24 protein-coding genes, 1 tRNA gene and 1 pseudogene are annotated in these 17,502 nt (G+C 43.1%); 3 read left to right on the forward strand and 23 right to left on the reverse strand.

Annotation, left to right across the window (positions count from 1 at the left end; translation table 11 throughout):
• Window positions 1-12 precede the first annotated feature (12 nt).
• The 3 genes from EGI32_RS07080 (at window position 13) to EGI32_RS07090 (ending at window position 2,115) form a co-directional block, all read left to right on the forward strand.
• A tRNA-Ala gene (locus EGI32_RS07080) sits at window positions 13-85 on the forward strand.
• Between the two features lie 564 nt (window positions 86-649).
• The gene (gene trxA / locus EGI32_RS07085) at window positions 650-973 is read left to right on the forward strand and encodes a thioredoxin (RefSeq protein ID WP_255154808.1); all 324 of its coding nucleotides are present in this window, start codon (window positions 650-652) and stop codon (window positions 971-973) included.
• A gap of 62 nt (window positions 974-1,035) precedes the next feature.
• The gene (locus tag EGI32_RS07090; protein WP_255154686.1) at window positions 1,036-2,115 is read left to right on the forward strand and encodes a hypothetical protein; all 1,080 of its coding nucleotides are present in this window, start codon (window positions 1,036-1,038) and stop codon (window positions 2,113-2,115) included.
• A gap of 102 nt (window positions 2,116-2,217) precedes the next feature.
• On the opposite strand, the gene EGI32_RS07095 is transcribed toward EGI32_RS07090, so the two are convergent.
• The 23 genes and pseudogenes from EGI32_RS07095 to rplW form a co-directional block, all read right to left on the reverse strand.
• Window positions 2,218-3,543 carry a citrate (Si)-synthase, eukaryotic gene (locus EGI32_RS07095; protein WP_255154687.1) on the reverse strand — a complete coding sequence of 442 codons (1,326 nt, stop codon included), beginning with the start codon at window positions 3,541-3,543 and terminating at the stop codon, window positions 2,218-2,220.
• A 244-nt stretch (window positions 3,544-3,787) separates the two neighbouring features.
• Entirely contained in the window at window positions 3,788-4,885 is a 1,098-nt protein-coding gene (locus EGI32_RS07100; protein WP_255154688.1) for an LptF/LptG family permease, read from the reverse strand.
• Window positions 4,886-5,005: 120 nt separating this feature from the next.
• Window positions 5,006-6,259 (reverse strand): NAD(P)/FAD-dependent oxidoreductase, encoded by a 1,254-nt coding sequence (locus EGI32_RS07105; RefSeq protein ID WP_255154689.1) that lies wholly within the window; start codon window positions 6,257-6,259, stop codon window positions 5,006-5,008.
• Window positions 6,260-6,347: 88 nt separating this feature from the next.
• The gene (gene map, locus EGI32_RS07110; RefSeq protein WP_255154690.1) at window positions 6,348-7,148 is read right to left on the reverse strand and encodes a type I methionyl aminopeptidase; all 801 of its coding nucleotides are present in this window, start codon (window positions 7,146-7,148) and stop codon (window positions 6,348-6,350) included.
• 73 nt (window positions 7,149-7,221) lie between these two features.
• Window positions 7,222-8,556 carry a preprotein translocase subunit SecY gene (secY, locus tag EGI32_RS07115; protein WP_255154691.1) on the reverse strand — a complete coding sequence of 445 codons (1,335 nt, stop codon included), beginning with the start codon at window positions 8,554-8,556 and terminating at the stop codon, window positions 7,222-7,224.
• Window positions 8,557-8,631: 75 nt separating this feature from the next.
• The gene (gene rplO, locus EGI32_RS07120) at window positions 8,632-9,081 is read right to left on the reverse strand and encodes a 50S ribosomal protein L15 (RefSeq protein ID WP_255154692.1); all 450 of its coding nucleotides are present in this window, start codon (window positions 9,079-9,081) and stop codon (window positions 8,632-8,634) included.
• A gap of 132 nt (window positions 9,082-9,213) precedes the next feature.
• Window positions 9,214-9,396, reverse strand: coding sequence for a 50S ribosomal protein L30 (gene rpmD, locus EGI32_RS07125; RefSeq protein WP_255154693.1), 183 nt, complete (start codon window positions 9,394-9,396; stop codon window positions 9,214-9,216).
• Between the two features lie 74 nt (window positions 9,397-9,470).
• Entirely contained in the window at window positions 9,471-9,965 is a 495-nt protein-coding gene (gene rpsE, locus EGI32_RS07130) for a 30S ribosomal protein S5 (RefSeq protein WP_255154809.1), read from the reverse strand.
• Window positions 9,966-10,016: 51 nt separating this feature from the next.
• On the reverse strand, window positions 10,017-10,373 hold the full coding sequence (gene rplR, locus EGI32_RS07135) for a 50S ribosomal protein L18 (RefSeq protein ID WP_255154694.1): 357 nt from the start codon (window positions 10,371-10,373) through the stop codon (window positions 10,017-10,019).
• A gap of 55 nt (window positions 10,374-10,428) precedes the next feature.
• Window positions 10,429-10,983 (reverse strand): 50S ribosomal protein L6, encoded by a 555-nt coding sequence (rplF, locus tag EGI32_RS07140; protein ID WP_255154695.1) that lies wholly within the window; start codon window positions 10,981-10,983, stop codon window positions 10,429-10,431.
• 114 nt (window positions 10,984-11,097) lie between these two features.
• Window positions 11,098-11,496 carry a 30S ribosomal protein S8 gene (rpsH, locus tag EGI32_RS07145; protein WP_255154696.1) on the reverse strand — a complete coding sequence of 133 codons (399 nt, stop codon included), beginning with the start codon at window positions 11,494-11,496 and terminating at the stop codon, window positions 11,098-11,100.
• Between the two features lie 77 nt (window positions 11,497-11,573).
• Complete coding sequence (rpsN, locus tag EGI32_RS07150) at window positions 11,574-11,843, reverse strand: 30S ribosomal protein S14 (RefSeq protein WP_255154697.1); 270 nt, start codon at window positions 11,841-11,843, stop codon at window positions 11,574-11,576.
• Between the two features lie 30 nt (window positions 11,844-11,873).
• Window positions 11,874-12,440: a 50S ribosomal protein L5 gene (gene rplE / locus EGI32_RS07155; RefSeq protein ID WP_255154698.1), complete on the reverse strand. Its 567-nt coding sequence runs from the start codon at window positions 12,438-12,440 to the stop codon at window positions 11,874-11,876.
• Window positions 12,440-12,778 (reverse strand): 50S ribosomal protein L24, encoded by a 339-nt coding sequence (rplX, locus tag EGI32_RS07160; RefSeq protein ID WP_255154699.1) that lies wholly within the window; start codon window positions 12,776-12,778, stop codon window positions 12,440-12,442. Before rplX ends, rplE begins: the two co-directional genes overlap by 1 nt.
• A gap of 66 nt (window positions 12,779-12,844) precedes the next feature.
• Complete coding sequence (gene rplN / locus EGI32_RS07165) at window positions 12,845-13,213, reverse strand: 50S ribosomal protein L14 (RefSeq protein ID WP_255154700.1); 369 nt, start codon at window positions 13,211-13,213, stop codon at window positions 12,845-12,847.
• Between the two features lie 110 nt (window positions 13,214-13,323).
• The gene (rpsQ, locus tag EGI32_RS07170) at window positions 13,324-13,605 is read right to left on the reverse strand and encodes a 30S ribosomal protein S17 (RefSeq protein ID WP_369681635.1); all 282 of its coding nucleotides are present in this window, start codon (window positions 13,603-13,605) and stop codon (window positions 13,324-13,326) included.
• A 19-nt stretch (window positions 13,606-13,624) separates the two neighbouring features.
• Window positions 13,625-13,834, reverse strand: a complete 210-nt coding sequence (rpmC, locus tag EGI32_RS07175; protein WP_255154702.1) for a 50S ribosomal protein L29 — start codon at window positions 13,832-13,834, stop codon at window positions 13,625-13,627.
• A 115-nt stretch (window positions 13,835-13,949) separates the two neighbouring features.
• Window positions 13,950-14,375, reverse strand: a complete 426-nt coding sequence (gene rplP, locus EGI32_RS07180; RefSeq protein WP_255154703.1) for a 50S ribosomal protein L16 — start codon at window positions 14,373-14,375, stop codon at window positions 13,950-13,952.
• A gap of 102 nt (window positions 14,376-14,477) precedes the next feature.
• A complete protein-coding gene (rpsC, locus tag EGI32_RS07185; RefSeq protein WP_255154704.1) occupies window positions 14,478-15,287 on the reverse strand; it encodes a 30S ribosomal protein S3 in 810 nt (269 codons plus the stop codon).
• Window positions 15,288-15,476: 189 nt separating this feature from the next.
• Window positions 15,477-15,800 (reverse strand): annotated as a pseudogene (gene rplV, locus EGI32_RS07190) (50S ribosomal protein L22); the annotation flags it as partial.
• A 75-nt stretch (window positions 15,801-15,875) separates the two neighbouring features.
• Window positions 15,876-16,145, reverse strand: coding sequence for a 30S ribosomal protein S19 (gene rpsS / locus EGI32_RS07195; RefSeq protein WP_255154706.1), 270 nt, complete (start codon window positions 16,143-16,145; stop codon window positions 15,876-15,878).
• A 63-nt stretch (window positions 16,146-16,208) separates the two neighbouring features.
• A complete protein-coding gene (gene rplB / locus EGI32_RS07200) occupies window positions 16,209-17,051 on the reverse strand; it encodes a 50S ribosomal protein L2 (RefSeq protein ID WP_255154707.1) in 843 nt (280 codons plus the stop codon).
• A gap of 137 nt (window positions 17,052-17,188) precedes the next feature.
• Complete coding sequence (gene rplW / locus EGI32_RS07205) at window positions 17,189-17,488, reverse strand: 50S ribosomal protein L23 (protein ID WP_255154708.1); 300 nt, start codon at window positions 17,486-17,488, stop codon at window positions 17,189-17,191.
• Window positions 17,489-17,502 lie beyond the last annotated feature (14 nt).

Consider the following 17,502-nt stretch of genomic DNA (forward strand, 5'->3'; position numbering starts at 1 on the left):
CCATTCTAATAAGGGGAATTAGCTCAGTTGGTAGAGCGCTTGCATGGCATGCAAGAGGTCAGCGGTTCGACCCCGCTATTCTCCACGGAAAAGGTGTCTGATAATAGGCACCTTTTGTTTTTATTAAACTTTGATGTTTAAGGCCAAGCGTCGCGCCGCAGGGCGGGAAGGTCAGCGGTTCGACCCCGCTATTCTCCACAGAACATTAACGGCATTCGGCCCAGGATATCTTTTTTATTTAATAACTGAAGAAGATATTTTTTTGAAAAGAAAAAAGGGGACAAGATCTAAATGAAGTCCCGATTTTCTTATAGGATATGGCTATTACTTTCGTAGGATATTGGATACGGTTGAGGTTATTGGATCAAGACGGTTTCATAGGTACCTACACATAGTTGCGATTAACATGCCAATAAAAATATATCTGTAGTATTATATCTACCTTTGAGATAATAAAAAGATAGCAGGCTACTGGTTAACACTTTAAGAATATATAATAAGGTATTGATCCGCAGTGATTTTTTATGTAGCAGGCAAATAAAATTTTTAATTTTCATATTATAGTTTAATAAAAAAACTGCATCACTGCAGAATATTTTAAAACAACATTCTGCACTTCCATCCGCAAGAAAACAGGCACAACTATTGGATTAAAAAAGTTACGAAATCGACTACCATGACTTTCCAACAAATGATAAATTCCGAAAAACCTGTGCTCGTAGATTTCTTTGCAGAATGGTGCGGGCCTTGCAAAATGATGTCGCCGATATTGCAGGACGTGAAAAAAGAATTGGGCGACAGTGCTTCCATCATAAAAATAGATGTAGATAAAAATCAGCAGGCGGCAGGCGTATACCAGGTACAGGGCGTTCCTACGTTGATCCTTTTTCAAAAAGGAAAGATCGTGTGGAGGCAGAGCGGCGTAGTACAAAAAAATGCCTTAGTCAATGTCATAAAAAATTTCACCGTTTAATAACGGGGAAAAATAACGATGCTTTTAATTATCCTTACATTCGTTCCGTAAAACTTTTTTTTATGGAAAAGAAATTATTGCTTTTACTCTTCTCTTTCGCTTGCGTGTTTCCTTCATTTTCGCAGCAGGGAAATGTCATCCTCATCACCATGGATGGAATGCGTTGGCAGGAAATTTTTACCGGTGCCGACACTTCATTGTTGAACAGCAAAAAATTTACTTCGCAGGATTCTTTAACTCTTGTAAAAAAATATGCACAGCCTGATGCCAACGACCGGCGAAAAATGCTCATGCCTTTTCTCTGGAACACGATCGCAAAAGATGGCCAGATCTATGGCAACCGTAAGTACAATAATTTTGTGAATGTCAAAAACCGCTACTGGTTCAGTTATCCCGGTTACAATGAAATATTTACCGGCTACCCGGATACGTTAGTCAACAGCAATAAGTTTCCCGCGAACTACAATGAAAATATTCTTGAGTTTATCAACAAGCAACCGGCGTATAAAAACAAAGTAGCTTCTTTCGGAAGCTGGGATGCGTTCAGGCGGATATTGAATAAAGAGCGCAGCGGAATTTATATCAATGATGGATTTGATGATGTTCCTGCGGATAAAAGTTCGCCGGCTATGGATGTGCTTAATAAAGCCCAACATTTATTACCCGCTATTTATGGCTCCGAAGAAAGGCTGGATGCCATGACAGGCCTGATGGCGCTGGAATACATGAAACTGAAACATCCGAAAGTGTTGCATATTTCACTCGGCGAAACGGATGAATTTGCACATGAAGGAAAATATGATTATTACCTGGAAGCGGCGCAGCACAATGATGCGATCATCCGGCTGATCTGGGAACAAGTACAATCGGATCCATTTTATAAAAATAATACGACGTTGCTGCTAACTACAGATCATGGCCGCGGGCTCAACGATCTCTGGACAAGCCACTGGAGCGATGTACCCAACAGCAATGAGATATGGTTTGCAGTAATAGGAAAAAATATTGCAGCAAAAGGAGAAATGAAAAATGAAGGACAATTATACCAGCAGCAATTTGCGCAAACTATTGCGTACTTAACAGGAATAGAGTTTAAAACGAACCATCCGGTTGGAGAGAAGATATCGATACTCTTTAAATAGTTCAAAAGGTTCAAAAGTTCAAGAGGTTCAAAAAGTTGAAATGCATTCAGTTAGAATGTCAACCTTTTGAACCTCTTGAACTTTTGAACCTTTTGAACTTTATTAATCTCCCCAGATATTATCTTTCCCTTCGAGCCATAACTTCACCAGATCTGTAGTGATTGATTTCGGCCTTTCGAGCGGGAAACCCAAAGCCCTGTCCCAGCAAAGGCTGGCGAGTACTCCCAATGCACGTGAAACGCCGAACAATACGGTGTAAAATTCGTATTCTTTCATGCCGTAGTGTACCAGCAAAGCACCGCTATGGGCATCCACATTCGGCCATGGATTTTTAATTTTGGCAATGGAGCCAAGTACCGGTGGAACGGCTTCGTATACATTCCATACAGTTTGTACCAGCGGATCATCCGGCATATGTTTCTTCCCGAATTCCATTTGCGCTGTAAAGCGTGGATCGGTTTTGCGTAAAACCGCATGCCCGTAACCCGGCACTACTTTTCCTTCGCTTAATGTTTTCTTTACGTAATCTTCTATCTGCTCTTTTGTTGGCGCATCACTTCCGATCTCTTCACGCAATTCGAATATCCATTTGATCACTTCCTGGTTGGCAAGGCCGTGCAGCGGGCCGGCAAGGCCGTTCATGCCTGCGGCAAAACTCAGGTAAGGATCGCTCAACGCCGAACCTACCAGGTGCGTTGTGTGGGCGCTTACGTTACCACCTTCGTGATCGGCATGAATGGTCATGTACAAACGCATCAGCTCTTTAAAACCGTCATCCTCATATCCCATCATGTGGGCAAAGTTTCCTGCCCAATCCAACAAACCATTCGGCTGGATATGTTCTCCCCATTTGTACTTACGGCGGTATATATATGCTGCGATCCTTGGCAGGCGTGCAATCAGGTCGAGTGCATCGTCAAAAGTCGCATTCCAGTAATCTTTTTTGTTCATGCCTTTCGCATACTTTTTTGCAAACTGGCTTTCCGTCTGCAGCGCCATGATGGCCACAACGAATTGTGTCATCGGGTGTGTACTGATCGGTAAAGCTTCAATGCTGGCGAATACATGGTTTGGTACATGGCTGCGGCGTTGCAGCGTACTGCTCAGGTGGTTTACATCATCCTCGCTTGGTAATTCTCCCACCAGCATAAGATAAAACAATCCTTCCGGCAGTGGCTCGCTTCCACCTGGTGCCTTGGGCAATTTTTCCTGCAATTCAGGAATTGAATAACCGCGAAAACGGATACCGTCCTGCGAATCCAACAAAGATGTTTCGGTTACAAGCCCTGTGATCCCGCGCATACCCTGGTATACCTGCGACAAAGTAACTTCACCAATCTTTTTATCCCCGTGCTCTTTCAGCAATGCTTTTATTTCAGCGGAAACAATATCTGCTTTCTCCTTAAACCTGTCTTTAATTATTCCCATAATATATTATTGAGTGTTTAAATTATTTACGCAATCTGATGTTTGTTACCGGTATTGTTTTATGCATTATTTTCCCGGGAATCCCGGCTGCCATAACAATCGTGTGATAAGTTGATGGTTTCAGATAAGACTGATCGAAGCGTTCAACCAGGTTAAAAAAACAATGCTTAAAATTACGATGACAAAGGCGGGTAAACAAAACTTTTGTTATAAAGTTTCATCGAAACCCGGAGAAAGATTTTGCTTATTTCGGGGCTTTTTTGTAGAGGTATAAAGCGAGCAGCCCGAAGATCACATTGGGTAGCCAGGCCGCCAGCCAGGGGCTGAAAGTGCCTTTAGTGGAGAATACCACACTGAACCTGCTGAAAAGTATGTACGATACGCTGATAAGTACGCCTATGGCGAGATGTGCTCCGCTGCCCCCCCTTACTTTTCGCGAAGCTAGAGCGGTACCGATGATCGTCATGATCACCACCGAAACGGGTATGGCATCACGGTTATAACGTTCTACCAGCAGGGAACTCAACGACTCAGAGCCCCGCATCTTTTCCATTTTTATGAAATTATTAAGTTCCGAAGTGGTCATCTGGTCTTTCAGGTAATCATCTTTACGAAGATCGATGGGTTTGAAGTTGTAATTCATCAGCAAGGTATCCGTGCGCTTCACCGTTTCATTTTCCGCATGCAGGTTCCTTTCCTGCACATTGCCCAATTGCCATTTATTGCGTAATGTATCCCAGCGAAGGGTTGCAGCCCGGAGATTATATTTCAGCTGATTGTTTTCAAAACGTTGTACAAAGAAACGGGTACCTTCTTTCCTTACTGTATCATATGTGCCGATACCTGCATAGGTGGAAGCATCAATGCGGAAATAAACATCCCTTTTGGAGGTATTGTCATTTAACCGTGCCGCTCCTTTGTTGACATCAATATAAGTCTTTTCAAAATCAGCCCATTTGCGATTGGCCTTTGGTACCAGGAACTGGTATCCGAGCCATAACAGTAAAGCCAGGAAAACACCTCCGAAGATAAATGGCATAGCAAACCTCCTGAAACTTACCCCGCTACTGAGAATAGCGATGATCTCCGAACGGCCCGCCATTTTGGAAGTGAAAAATATGACTGAAATAAAAACGAATAAGGGAAAAAGCATCGCGACGATGCGGGGAATGAAACCGAAATAATAATCGCGGGTGATCTGCCAGGCCGTAAGGTTCGCTTTCACAAAATCGTCCGTTTTTTCGCTGATATCCACCACCACCACGATTGCCGTAAACAGGAGCAGGCAAAAGAAAAACGTGGTCATGTACTTACCTAATATGTAGCGGTCGATCTTTTTCATCCAATGCGGCAAGATACTTCAAAATAGTGAATGGTGAATAGCCAATGGTCAAACCTTCGGACTGTTTCTGTTATAGGTGATGTTAAAATTGGGCAACGCTGTATCAGGGCACATTCATTCTTAATTTCTACTTCTTAATTGCGCTGCTATCCATCCCGTCGTCCAGGCGTTCTGAAAATTGAAGCCGCCGGTTACGCCATCTACGTCTATCACTTCCCCGGCAAAAAACAGGCCTTTCACCAACCTGCTTTCCATCGTGGACGGATCTATTTCTTCGAGATTGATACCACCGGCGGTTACAAATTCTTCCTTGAAAGTGGTTTTGCCTTTCACATCAAATTCGTGGGCGCACAATATTTTTACCAGCTTGTTTTGTTCCTTTGCAGGAAGATCGGCCCAGCGTACGTCGTCTTTTACGCCGCATTCGTTGAGCAAATATTCCCACAAGCGGGAGGGCAAACCAAAAGGATTGCGATTGTAAATCTTTTGTGCTGCCACATCAAACCTGACCTGCAGGATTTTTTCGCGAAGCGAATTCTCATTGTACTGTGGCAGCCAGTTGACCAGTATTTTGTATTCATAATTTTTTTCTGCCAATACTCTTGCCGCCCAGGCAGATGTTTTCAAAATTGCAGGTCCGCTCAGCCCCCAGTGTGTAATGAGCAGCGGGCCGCTTTGCTGTAGCTTTGTGCCAACGATCTTTACCACCGTTTCAGGCACGGCAATCCCCATCAGCGAAGTGATGTTATGGTGGGGAATATTAAAGGTAAATAATGATGGAACGGGTGATTGAATGCTGTGGCCGGTTTGAGTGAGCCAGTCGAACTGTGAAGATTTTGGGAAACCACCACTGGCAATGCAAAGATGATCGGCATGCAACACGCGATCGCCCGACAATTTTATCTCGAACCGATCATTCACTTTTGCAAATGATTCTACGCCTGCATTCATCCTGATCTCCACTTTATATTTATTGGCTTCAGCGAGCAGGCAATCGATGATGGTCTGCGAATTATTGGTGATGGGAAACATCCTTCCATCGGCTTCGGTCTTTAATGACTCCCCGCGTTCTTTGAACCATTCAACAGTATCTGTTGTAAAAAAATGATGGAATGTTTTCTTTACAAAATTCTCCCCTCGTGGGTAACGCTTTACCATTTCGGAAATGCTGAAACAGGCATGCGTTACATTGCAACGCCCGCCACCACTCACTTTTACCTTACTTAATAATTTGGAACTTTTTTCCAGGATGATCACCTTCAGGCCGGGATGCAGGCGGGCGGCATTTACTGCGCAGAAAAAACCTGCAGCGCCTCCGCCGATGACGATAAGCGATTTTTGTGAATAGTCAATAGTGAATAGTGAATGGTCCATTCGGTTGAAATGTCTTTCAAAAATTATAAACTTATATAAAAAGTAGGTTCTCGTGAAAGTAATTGACTATTGACCATTCACTATTGCCTTAATAGCTCCACGTCAGGTTCGGATTCCCCTTCTCTGCCGCTTCAATTTCTTCAAATGAAGAAAGAATGTCCGGTTCGCCTTTGGTGATGCAGACATCATGTTCAAAATGGGCAGATGGTTTACGGTCTTTGGTAAGGATCGTCCAGCCATCTTCAAGATGAACTACTTCCTTTACCCCAAGGTTGATCATCGGCTCGATGGCCAATACCATTCCTTCTTTCAGCTTTGCCCCCGTGCCTCTTTTGCCATAATTAGGCACCTGTGGTTCTTCGTGCAGGTTGCGGCCAACGCCATGTCCTACCAGTTCCCTGACCACACCATAACCATGTTTTCTTTCCGTATGCTCCTGGATAGCATTAGCGATATCACCCACACGATTTCCCTGGCGGGCTTTTTTAATTCCGAGATACAATGATTCTTTAGTAACCCTGAGCAACTGTTTTACTTCATCCGCAATTTCTCCTATAGCGTAAGTGTAAGCACTGTCTCCATGAAAACCATTTTTATAAACGCCGATGTCCAATGAAATGATATCGCCACTCTTCAACACGTGTTCGCCGGGAAACCCGTGTACCACCGCTTCATTCATGGAGATGCAGGTAGCATAAGGAAAGCCGTTGTAATTTTTAAAAGTTGGTGTGCCGCCATTATCGAGGATAAATTGTTCTACAATATTATTCACCTGCATGGTGGTCATCCCTTCTTTCATCACTTTTGCCGCTTCGGCATGCGCTTTACCTACCAGCAGGCAGCTGTGGCGCATGATCTCAATTTCTTCTTTCGATTTATACTGTATCATCGTGAAATAGTTTATTAAAAGAAGCCCCAACGATTATTTCGTCAGGGCTTTATAAAGTAAGTGTATGTTGTTTTTAGATACCAGATGTTACCGCTTGCCTGCCCTGCATCCTTCCACTGCTCATCAACCCGTCGTACTGACGCATCAACAACTGTGTTTCGATCTGCTGCAATGTATCGAGAATAACACCTACCATGATCAGCAATGAAGTACCGCCGAAGAAGGTAGAAAAATTCTGCTGCATACCAAACAATAACTGGATCAATCCGGGCAGGATACCAACAGCCGCGAGTAATACCGCACCTGGCAAAGTGATCCTGTCCATGATGGTACCGATGTAATCAGCGGTTGGCTGACCTGGCTTAACACCCGGGATGAAACCGTTGTTACGTTTCAACTCGTCGGCCATCTGTTTTGGATTAAAGATCAAGGCGGTGTAGAGGAAAGTAAATGCTATCACGCAGACAGAATAAACAACCATATATACCCAGTTGGTATGATCTGTAAAATATTTAGCCCAGCCATCACCGGTGAAACCTGTGAAGATGGTAGGTAAGAACAAGATTGCCTGTGCAAAGATGATCGGCATAACGCCGGCAGCGTTCACTTTCAGCGGCAGGAAGTTCCTTGCTCCACCGAACTGGCGGTTACCAACGATCTGTTTTGCATAGTTCACCGGAACTTTTCTTGTACCCTGAACCAGCATGATCAATCCCATGATGATACCGATCAGGAGCAATATTTCTACGAGGATGAACAAAAGTCCACCTGCGCCCCTTGTGGTACGTGCTGCCCATTCCTGGCCGATGGCTTCAGGGAAACGTGCAAGGATACCGATCATGATGATGAGAGAAGTACCGTTACCCAACCCTTTATCAGTGATCTTTTCACCTAACCACATTACGAATAATGTACCTACGGTGAGGATGATGATAGTTGAAGGCAGGAACAAAGCGCTGTATCCCGGGATAAGAGCATCTTTAATTGCAGGACTGTTAAGGTACCCGATGTATGCGCCAGCCTGGAAAGCTGTAACAATCACTGTCAGGTAACGGGTCCATTGGTTGATTTTTTTTCTGCCGCTTTCTCCTTCCTTCTGGATTTTCGCCATTTGTGGTACCAGGATGGTAACCAGCTGCATGAAGATGGAAGCGGAAATGTATGGCATGATACCTAATGCGAAGATGGATGCTTTAGAGAATGCACCACCTACGAATGCATCCAGCAAACCAAGCATCCCTGACTGGGCGCTCTTATGCAAGGCATCGAGTTTATTCGGATCTATCCCCGGAAGAATGATGTAAGAACCAACGCGGTAGATAAAAAGCAATACGAGTGTAAAAACTATTTTATTTCGCAGTTCCTCAATGCTCCAGATATTCTTTAATGTTGTAACAAACTTCTTCACGAATTATAATCGGTTTAAATATTGTTCTAAAAGTAAAAATACCCCGCTACTCGCGGGGTAACAAATATCGTGAAATTATTTCACTATTTCAACAGTACCGCCGGCTGCTTCAATTGCTGATTTAGCTTTTTCGCTAATGGCGTTTACTTTGAAAGCGAACTTACCTTTGATCTCACCATTACCCAACACTTTCAGCAGGTCTGTCTGGCTCAACAGGCTGTTGATGTAAAGTGTTTCCGGGCTGATCTCAGTGAAACCGTATTTTTCAGCAAGCTGATCTACCTGTCCGATGTTGATCACTTTGTAATCTACACGGTTGATATTAGTGAAACCACGTTTTGGTATACGACGCTGAATTGGCATCTGTCCACCTTCGTGAGCTTTTTTGCTTTTGTAACCTGCACGGCTCTGACCACCTTTGTTACCTTTTGTAGAGGTACCACCTTTACCACTTGCCTCACCACGGCCGATACGTTTTTCTTTGTGCGTTGCGCCTTTTGCAGGCTTAAGAGAATGTAAATTCATTGTTGTTGATTTTTGACTTACGGGGTATCACCCCTCGCGTTAATTAATTACGAATTATCAATTACGAATTACGAATTATCTTCTCAACGGGAACTACATTCGTAATTCGTAATTGATAATTCGTAATTGCTTTTATTTTACTTCTTCCACTTTCACCAGGTGGTTCACTTTAGTGACCATGCCCAGGATCTGCGGAGTAGCTTCTACTTCTACAGTAGCGTTGATTTTTTTCAAACCCAAAGCCACCATTGTTCTTTTCTGGCGCTCTGACCGGTCGATCACGCTTTTCACCTGTGTTACTTTAATCTTTGCCATTTTCTTTAATGTATGATGTATGATGTAGGATGTATGATGTGTGATGGAAGAAGATCAACCATCATACATTTGTATTATCCGTTAAATACTTTCTTTAATGATACGTTGCGGATCTTAGCTACTGCGATTGGTTCACGCAAAGTTGCCAAAGCTTTTACTGTTGCTTTCACTACGTTTGCAGGATTAGCAGAACCAAGGTTCTTCGCCAATACGTCGGTGATACCAGCGCTTTCCAAAACCGCACGCATGCTACCTCCGGCGATAACGCCAGTACCATGGGCTGCTGGTTTTATCAGCACCTTTGCAGCACCTTCTTTGGTGAACTGCTCGTGAGGAATAGTACCGTGCATAACCGGAACCCTGATCAGGTTCTTCTTAGCATCTTCGATACCTTTTGTGATAGCTTCCTGAACCTCTTTAGCTTTGCCAAGGCCATGGCCTACAACACCAGCTTCGTTACCAACAACCACCAGGGCAGAAAAGCTGAACGCACGTCCACCTTTGGTTGTCTTTACAACACGGTTGATCGCTACTACCTTTTCTTTCAACTCAAGGTCACCAGCTTTCATTTTATTTGTTATTACGTTTGACATTTAAACCTATTTAATTTTTTCTTTTAATTAAAATTCCAGACCAGCTTCCCTTGCGCCGTCAGCTACTGCTTTAACGCGTCCGTGGTAGATGTAACCGCTACGATCGAAGATCACTTTTTTTACACCCAGTTCGGTTGCTTTCCTTCCGATAGCTTCACCAACCAGTTTGCTTTTTTCGATCTTCGGTGCTTTCTGGGCACTGATATCTTTCTGACGGGAAGATGCTGCCGCGATGGTTACACCGTTTGCATCATCTATCAATTGTGCATAGATATCGCTGTTGCTCCTGAAAACTGTAAGACGTGGAGCTGCGGCAGTTCCGCTGATCTTTTTGCGGATACGGTACCTGATCTTTTGTCTTGCGCTTGATTTACTGTTACTCATTGTATTTTATTTTGCGATTCCCGATACTGCCGGAAATTCAGTTGATTAGTTGTTATTATTTACCAGCAGATTTACCAGCTTTCCTACGTAATACTTCACCCACGAATTTAACACCCTTCCCTTTGTATGGTTCTGGTTTACGTAAGCTGCGTATTTTAGCACATACCTGGCCCAACAGCTGTTTGTCGATACTCTGCAAAGTGATGATCGGGTTCTTCCCTTTTTCCTGAGCTGTAGCGATAGTCAGTTCTTTTGGTATTTCCAACACGATGTTGTGAGAGTACCCCAAAGCAAGGTCAAGCAGGTTGCCCTGGTTAGATGCTTTGTAACCCACACCCACCAATTCAAGTTCTTTTTTAAAACCTTCAGTAACACCTTTTACCATGTTGCTGATCAATGAACGGTACAGACCGTGCATTGCCCTGTGGCGGATCTGGTCTGTAGGACGTACGAATTCTACAGTTTCACCTTTTACTTCTACTTTAATATCCCTGTCGATGGTTTGTTTCAACTCACCTTTAGGACCTTTTACGGTTACGATATTATCCGGGCTAACTGTGATGGTAACACCACTTGTTATGCTTACCGGCTTTTTACCAATTCTAGACATAGTCGATTTTTGTTTTTTGTTATGAAAGATGGTCTGTGTTCAGCCACGACTAAGAGGCTTAATTATCGGACCAGTATATTTAACGGTCCCAACTGTACAGTCGGGACCATTGTATTAATAAATGTTACACAAAACTTCACCACCTACATTCTGAGCTTTTGCTTCTTTATCAGTCATTACACCTTTAGATGTAGAGATGATGGCAACGCCCAAACCATTTTTCACACGTTTGAAGTCTTCTGGTTTTGCGTAAGTACGCAAACCCGGACGGCTGACCCTTTCGAGGCTCTGGATAACCGGTAATTTGGTAGATGGATCATATTTCAAAGCGATCTTGATAACGCCTTGTTTGCTGTCATCTTCAAATTTATATTTCAAAATGTACCCTTTATCGTACAAAATTTCAGTGATACGTTTTTTCAGGTTGCTTGCAGGAATTTCCACAATACGGTGATTAGCCATCTGTGCGTTACGAATTCTTGTCAAATAATCTGCAATTGGATCAGTAACCATTGTTATTTCTGTTAATTGATTTAATAATTTTTTTACAATGCGATATCCTCGTTCCCCCTTCAGGGGGTCAGGGGGTATTACCAGCTGGCTTTAGTTACACCTGGAATTTTACCTTGTACTGCCATGTCCCTGAACATGATACGGCTGATCCCGAAATGACGCATATAACCTCTCCCACGGCCGGTAAGCTGGCAACGGTTTTTAAGGCGAACCGGTGAAGCGTTCTTAGGCAGCAGATCTAATGCTGCGTAATCACCTGCTTCTTTTAATGCTGCTCTTTTTTCTGCAAACTTCGCAACAATAACTGCTCTTTTCCTTTGCCTGGCTTGTATTGATTTTTTTGCCATAATTGTTTTTTATTAAAAACTTATTCTTAATTATTTTTTTACATTCTTAAACGGCATACCCAGCTCTTTCAACAATTCGTAAGCTTCTTCGTTGGTATTAGCTGTAGTTACGAAAGTGATGTCAAGACCTGTGATCTTATTTACCTTATCGATATCGATCTCAGGGAAAATGATCTGTTCGGTAACACCCAGTGTATAGTTTCCACGGCCATCGAATGCTTTATCATTGATGCCTTTGAAATCACGTACACGTGGCAGGGAAACGGATACCAGCCTGTCCAGGAACTCATACATTTTCACACCACGCAAAGTAACACGAGCGCCGATCGGCATGTTCTTACGCAGTTTGAAGTTTGAGATATCCTTCTTGGACATGGTAGCTACTGCTTTCTGACCAGTGATGTTTGTCAGCTCATCGATGGCAACATCAATCAGCTTCTTATCAGTTACTGCGCCGTTCACACCACGATTCAAACAAATCTTGGTCAGCTTAGGAGCCTGCATTACAGTTTTGTAACTGAATTTTTTCATTAGAGCAGGTATCACTTCTGAAGTGTACTTATCTGCTAATCTTGGGTTGTTTGTTTTTGTGCTCATTATTTGATTACCTCCCCTGATTTTTTAGCTATACGAACTAGTTTACCATTTTCGCGGGTGCGTTTTACCTTGCTGGGTGCGCCTGCTTTAGCATCCCAAAGCATAACGTTGCTGATAGCAATCGGTGCTTCTACTTTTACGATACCGCCTTTGGTGTTCTGTGCGGTAGGCTTAGTGTGCTTGGTTACGATGTTTACACCTTCCACCAATACACGGGCTTTATCGATGATCACTTCCAACACTTTACGTGGTTTCTTCAGGTCCTTATCTTCACCAGTAATGACTACTACTGAATCACCTTTTTTAATGTTGAACTTTGGTTTAAATCTTGTACTCATTGTTTATCTATTTGCAAACCTGCAAATATGCAGGCCGCATATTTCAGATTCATGTTGTTTTTTAAATTATAACACTTCAGGAGCAAGAGAAATGATCTTCATGTAACCTTTATCCCTCAATTCGCGGGCTACCGGGCCGAAGATACGTGTACCTCTTGGTTCGTCTGAGTTATTCAGTAATACAACCGCGTTGTCATCAAAACGGATGTAAGAACCATCTTTACGACGCAATTTGTTCTTTGTCCTTACGATAACAGCTTTACTAACTGTACCTTTTTTAACACCACCTGCAGGCATGGCATCTTTTACAGTCACAACGATCTTATCGCCGATCTTTGCGTAATCCTGGCCGCTGTTACCAAGTACACGGATACACAATACCTCTTTGGCACCACTGTTGTCCGCTACGTTTAGTCTACTTTCTTGCTGAATCATTTTTCTATTTTTATGACCTGCGATGATCGCATCCAGATCAGTTTAAACTTTTATTAAGTAAAGCGGCAGTAAGAATTTGCATTCCGGATCCGCCGATCGAACGAATAGTATTATTTTACTTTTTCGATCACTTCTACCAATCTCCAACGTTTTGTTTTGCTCATAGGGCGGGCTTCCATGATACGAACTGTATCACCGATGCTGCACTCGTTCTTTTCGTCATGAGCATGAAAACTGGTGGTTTTCTTTACGAATTTTCCGTAAAGCGGATGTTTTACTTTCCTTTCCACTTTAACAGTGATGGTTTTATCCATTTTGTTGCTGGATACCACACCTGTCCTGGTTTTCCTTAAATTCCTTTCAACGCTTGTTGTAGTTGCTGTTGCTTCCATCATTTATTATTTTATTGGATTAAGCTCCAATTTGTGTTTTGCGTAATTGAGTTTTTAAACGTGCTATATCCCTCCTCAAAGAACGGATGCTCTGAGGATTTTCAAGCGGAGCGATCGCATGAGCAAAACTTAATTTTTTCATACGCAACTCATCTTCCTGGATCTTTGCTATCAGTTCTGCCTCACTCAATCCAGTCAGGCTTTTTTGGAAATCAACTTTTTTAGACATTTTGTTTATTATTTGATATTCTGTAAAATGTGCAAATCTGCAAATGGGCCGATGTGCAAATCAGTGTGCGGTCTGTGCACTTTTGCTAGTTGCAAATGTGCACTTCTGCAAATTATTAGGCTGTTGCGTTATAATCCCTGCTTACGATGAACTTGGTAAGGATCGGTAATTTCTGAGCAGCCAATGCAAATGCATGCTTTGCTACTTCTTCGGTTACACCATCCGCTTCAAACAGGATACGGCCTGGTTGTACGATAGCTGCCCAACCTTCAGGGTTACCTTTACCTTTACCCATCCTCACTTCAGCTGGTTTTGCAGTGATCGGTTTATCCGGGAATATCCTGATCCATACATTACCTTCTCTTTTCATCGCACGCGTCATTGCCTGACGGGCACTTTCAATTTGTCTGCTGGTAAGCCAAACACTGTCAAGGGCTTTCAAACCAAAGGTTCCAAAAGCTAAGGTAGCACCACGTTTAGTGTCTCCCTTCATTCTGCCTTTTTGTGTTTTCCTGTGTTTGGTTCTTTTTGGTGATAACATTTTATATCAGTTTAGAGTTGAGAGATCAGTGTTCAGAGTTACCTTTTCTAACACCTGCTCTCCACAATTTTTAATTCTTAATTTTTAATTCTTAATTGAGCATTAGCGCCTTCCGCCCTGTGCACCGCCGCGTGAGCCACCCTGGCCACCACCTCTGCGGTCACCACCACGGTCTCCGCCCCTGCGGTCGCCGCCACGGTCATCCCTGCGGTCGAATCCACCTGGCCTTTCCGGTCCATCGTTCTTACCACCGGCAAGTACGTTCGGGTTAAGATCCCTTTTACCAAGTACTTCACCTTTACAGATCCATACTTTGATACCTATTTTACCATATACAGTCAGGGCAAATACATTTGCATAATCGATATCCATACGCAAAGTATGCAACGGTGTACGGCCTTGTTTGATTTCTTCGCTGCGAGCGATCTCAGCACCACCCAAACGACCACCAACTTTTACTTTGATACCTTCTGCACCCATACGGAGAGCTGAAGCGATCGCCATTTTGATAGCACGTTTGTAGTTGATACGATTTTCCAATTGACGGGCAATTGTATCTGCAACAATGTTTGCATCCAGTTCAGGGCGACGGATCTCGAGGATGTTGATCTGCACGTCTTCTTTACCACACAGTTTCTTCAACTCTTCTTTGATACGATCCACTTCGCCACCACCTTTACCAATGATGATACCTGGTTTGGAGGTGTGGATAGTAACGATCAGTTTGTTAAGCGTACGCTCAATAACGATCTTAGCGATACCACCTTTGTTGATACGAGCGTTCAGGTAATTCCTGATCTTATCGTCCTCGATCAATTTGTTGGCGTAGTCTTTTTTGTGAGCATACCAGTTACTATCCCAACCACGTATGATCCCTAACCTTTGACCTATCGGATTTGCTTTCTGACCCATAGTATTTATTTAGCTCCTCCCGAATATGATCGGGAAGAATTTATTAGTTTATTATGCTGTTTCTGAATTAGTTTTTTTCCTGGCAGGAGCTTTCTTCTTAGCTGGTGCTTTTGGAGCTTCTACTTCTGCTTTTACAGTTTCGGTTTTAGAAACCTTCACCGCTTTTTCAGTTGCCACGCCTGCTGCATCAACAATCACTGTTACGTGGTTGCTGCGTTTGCGAACCCTGTAACCACGACCTTGTGGTGCCGGCCTCATACGTTTGATAACCCTTGCGCCATCTACCATGATCGTTTTAACGATCAAAGCATTTTCGTCAGCACCTTCGTTCTTTGCCTTCCAGTTGCTGATGGCAGAAATTACCAATTTGCGTAAAGGAACTGCAGGATGTTTTGGATTGTGATCCAAAATAGCCAGCGCTTTTTCCACCTTCATTCCACGGATCAGATCTGCCAATAAGCGCATCTTGCGTGGTGATGTTGGATAATTATTCAATTTTGCTACTGCTTCCATTTTTATTTAGTTGTCAGTTGTCAGTTGTCAGTTGTCAGCACTCAGTACTTACGACTTAAACTTATCACTTAGTTATTACATTTTTTTACTTGAGTGACCACGGAAATTCCTTGTTGGTGCAAATTCACCTAGTTTATGGCCTACCATAAATTCAGTTACATAAACCGGGATGAATTTGTTCCCGTTGTGTACTGCGAAAGTGTGTCCAACGAAGTCAGGAGAAATTGTGCTCCTGCGGCTCCAGGTCTTGATAACACCTTTTTTGTTTTTCCCTTCATTGATAGCGAAGATCTTGTTCTCAAGCTTTGCTTCGATATAAGGGCCTTTTTTTAACGAACGACTCATAGTATGTATTTGTTTGTTGATTTTCCCGATTGATCACCGGGATATTTTAACAATGATGAATGCTTATTTGTTAGGCAGTTTTTTACCGTTACGACGGGTAAGGATCATTTTGTCAGAACCTTTACCCCGGGTACGGGTGATCTGGCCTTTAGCGTATTTACCTTTACGGCTACGTGGATGACCACCTGAAGCACGACCTTCACCACCACCCATCGGGTGATCTACCGGGTTCATCGCTACCGCACGTGTACGTGGACGGATACCTTTCCAACGGTTACGGCCCGCTTTACCCATGCTTTCCAGGCTATGATCGCTGTTGGAAGTAACACCAACTGTTGCATAACAATTGATCAATACTTTCCTCAACTCACCACTTGGCATTTTGATTACGGCATATTTGCCTTCTTTGTTATTCAGCTGTGCAGATGTACCGGCACTACGTACCAGGATACCACCCTGTCCAGGCTGCATTTCAATGTTGTGAACGTTAGTACCGAGAGGCATGTTTTTCAACATCAACGCGTTTCCTAATTCAGGAGCTACGTCATCGCCGCTTTCTACTTTTTGTCCAACCTGGAGACCTTGCGGAGCCAGGATATAACGTTTTTCACCATCTGCATAAGACAAAAGAGCGATGAACGCTGTACGGTTCGGATCGTACTCAATGGTTTTTACAGTTGCCGGAATGTTCTTTTTGTTCCTCTTGAAATCAATCACACGGTACATAGTTTTGTTACCGCCGCCCATGTAGCGCATTGCCCTTCTACCCTGTGAGTTACGACCGGCAGTATTCTTTTGCGGTTCAAGCAAAGATTTTTCAGGAATGTTGGTAGTGATCTCTGCATAAGCATTTCCTATTCTCCAACGGGTACCTGCTGTGACCGGTTTGTATTTTCTAAGTGCCATTTTTAATTACTTTTACCCTAAATCCCTAAAGGGACTTTCGGACCTTTTTTAAAATCTCTGCATTTTGCGGTAGCAGAATTACCATACGTTATAAGTCTTATTCTTCGCTCCTGTTCCCCTTCAGGGGTCAGGGGTGATTATACTGTTGTATACAGGTCGATCGTTTCGCCTTCAGCAACTGTTACTACAGCTTTTTTCTTAGCTGGCTTACGGCCAACGATGAAACCGGCTTTGGTATATTTTGCTTTCAGTTTGGAAGGCATTACCATAGTATTCACTTCTTCAACCTGTACGCCGTAGAAAGATTCTACTGCTTTTTTGATTTCGAGTTTGTTAGCCTTACGAGCCACTACGAAAGTGTAACGGTTCATTTTTTCTGATTGCTTGTTAGCTTTCTCAGACAAAATCGGCTTAATTAAAACGTCAGATGGTTTCATCTTTTCTATTTTGT

This window comes from Ferruginibacter sp. HRS2-29 (assembly GCF_024343615.1).
Classification (GTDB): domain Bacteria; phylum Bacteroidota; class Bacteroidia; order Chitinophagales; family Chitinophagaceae; genus Ferruginibacter.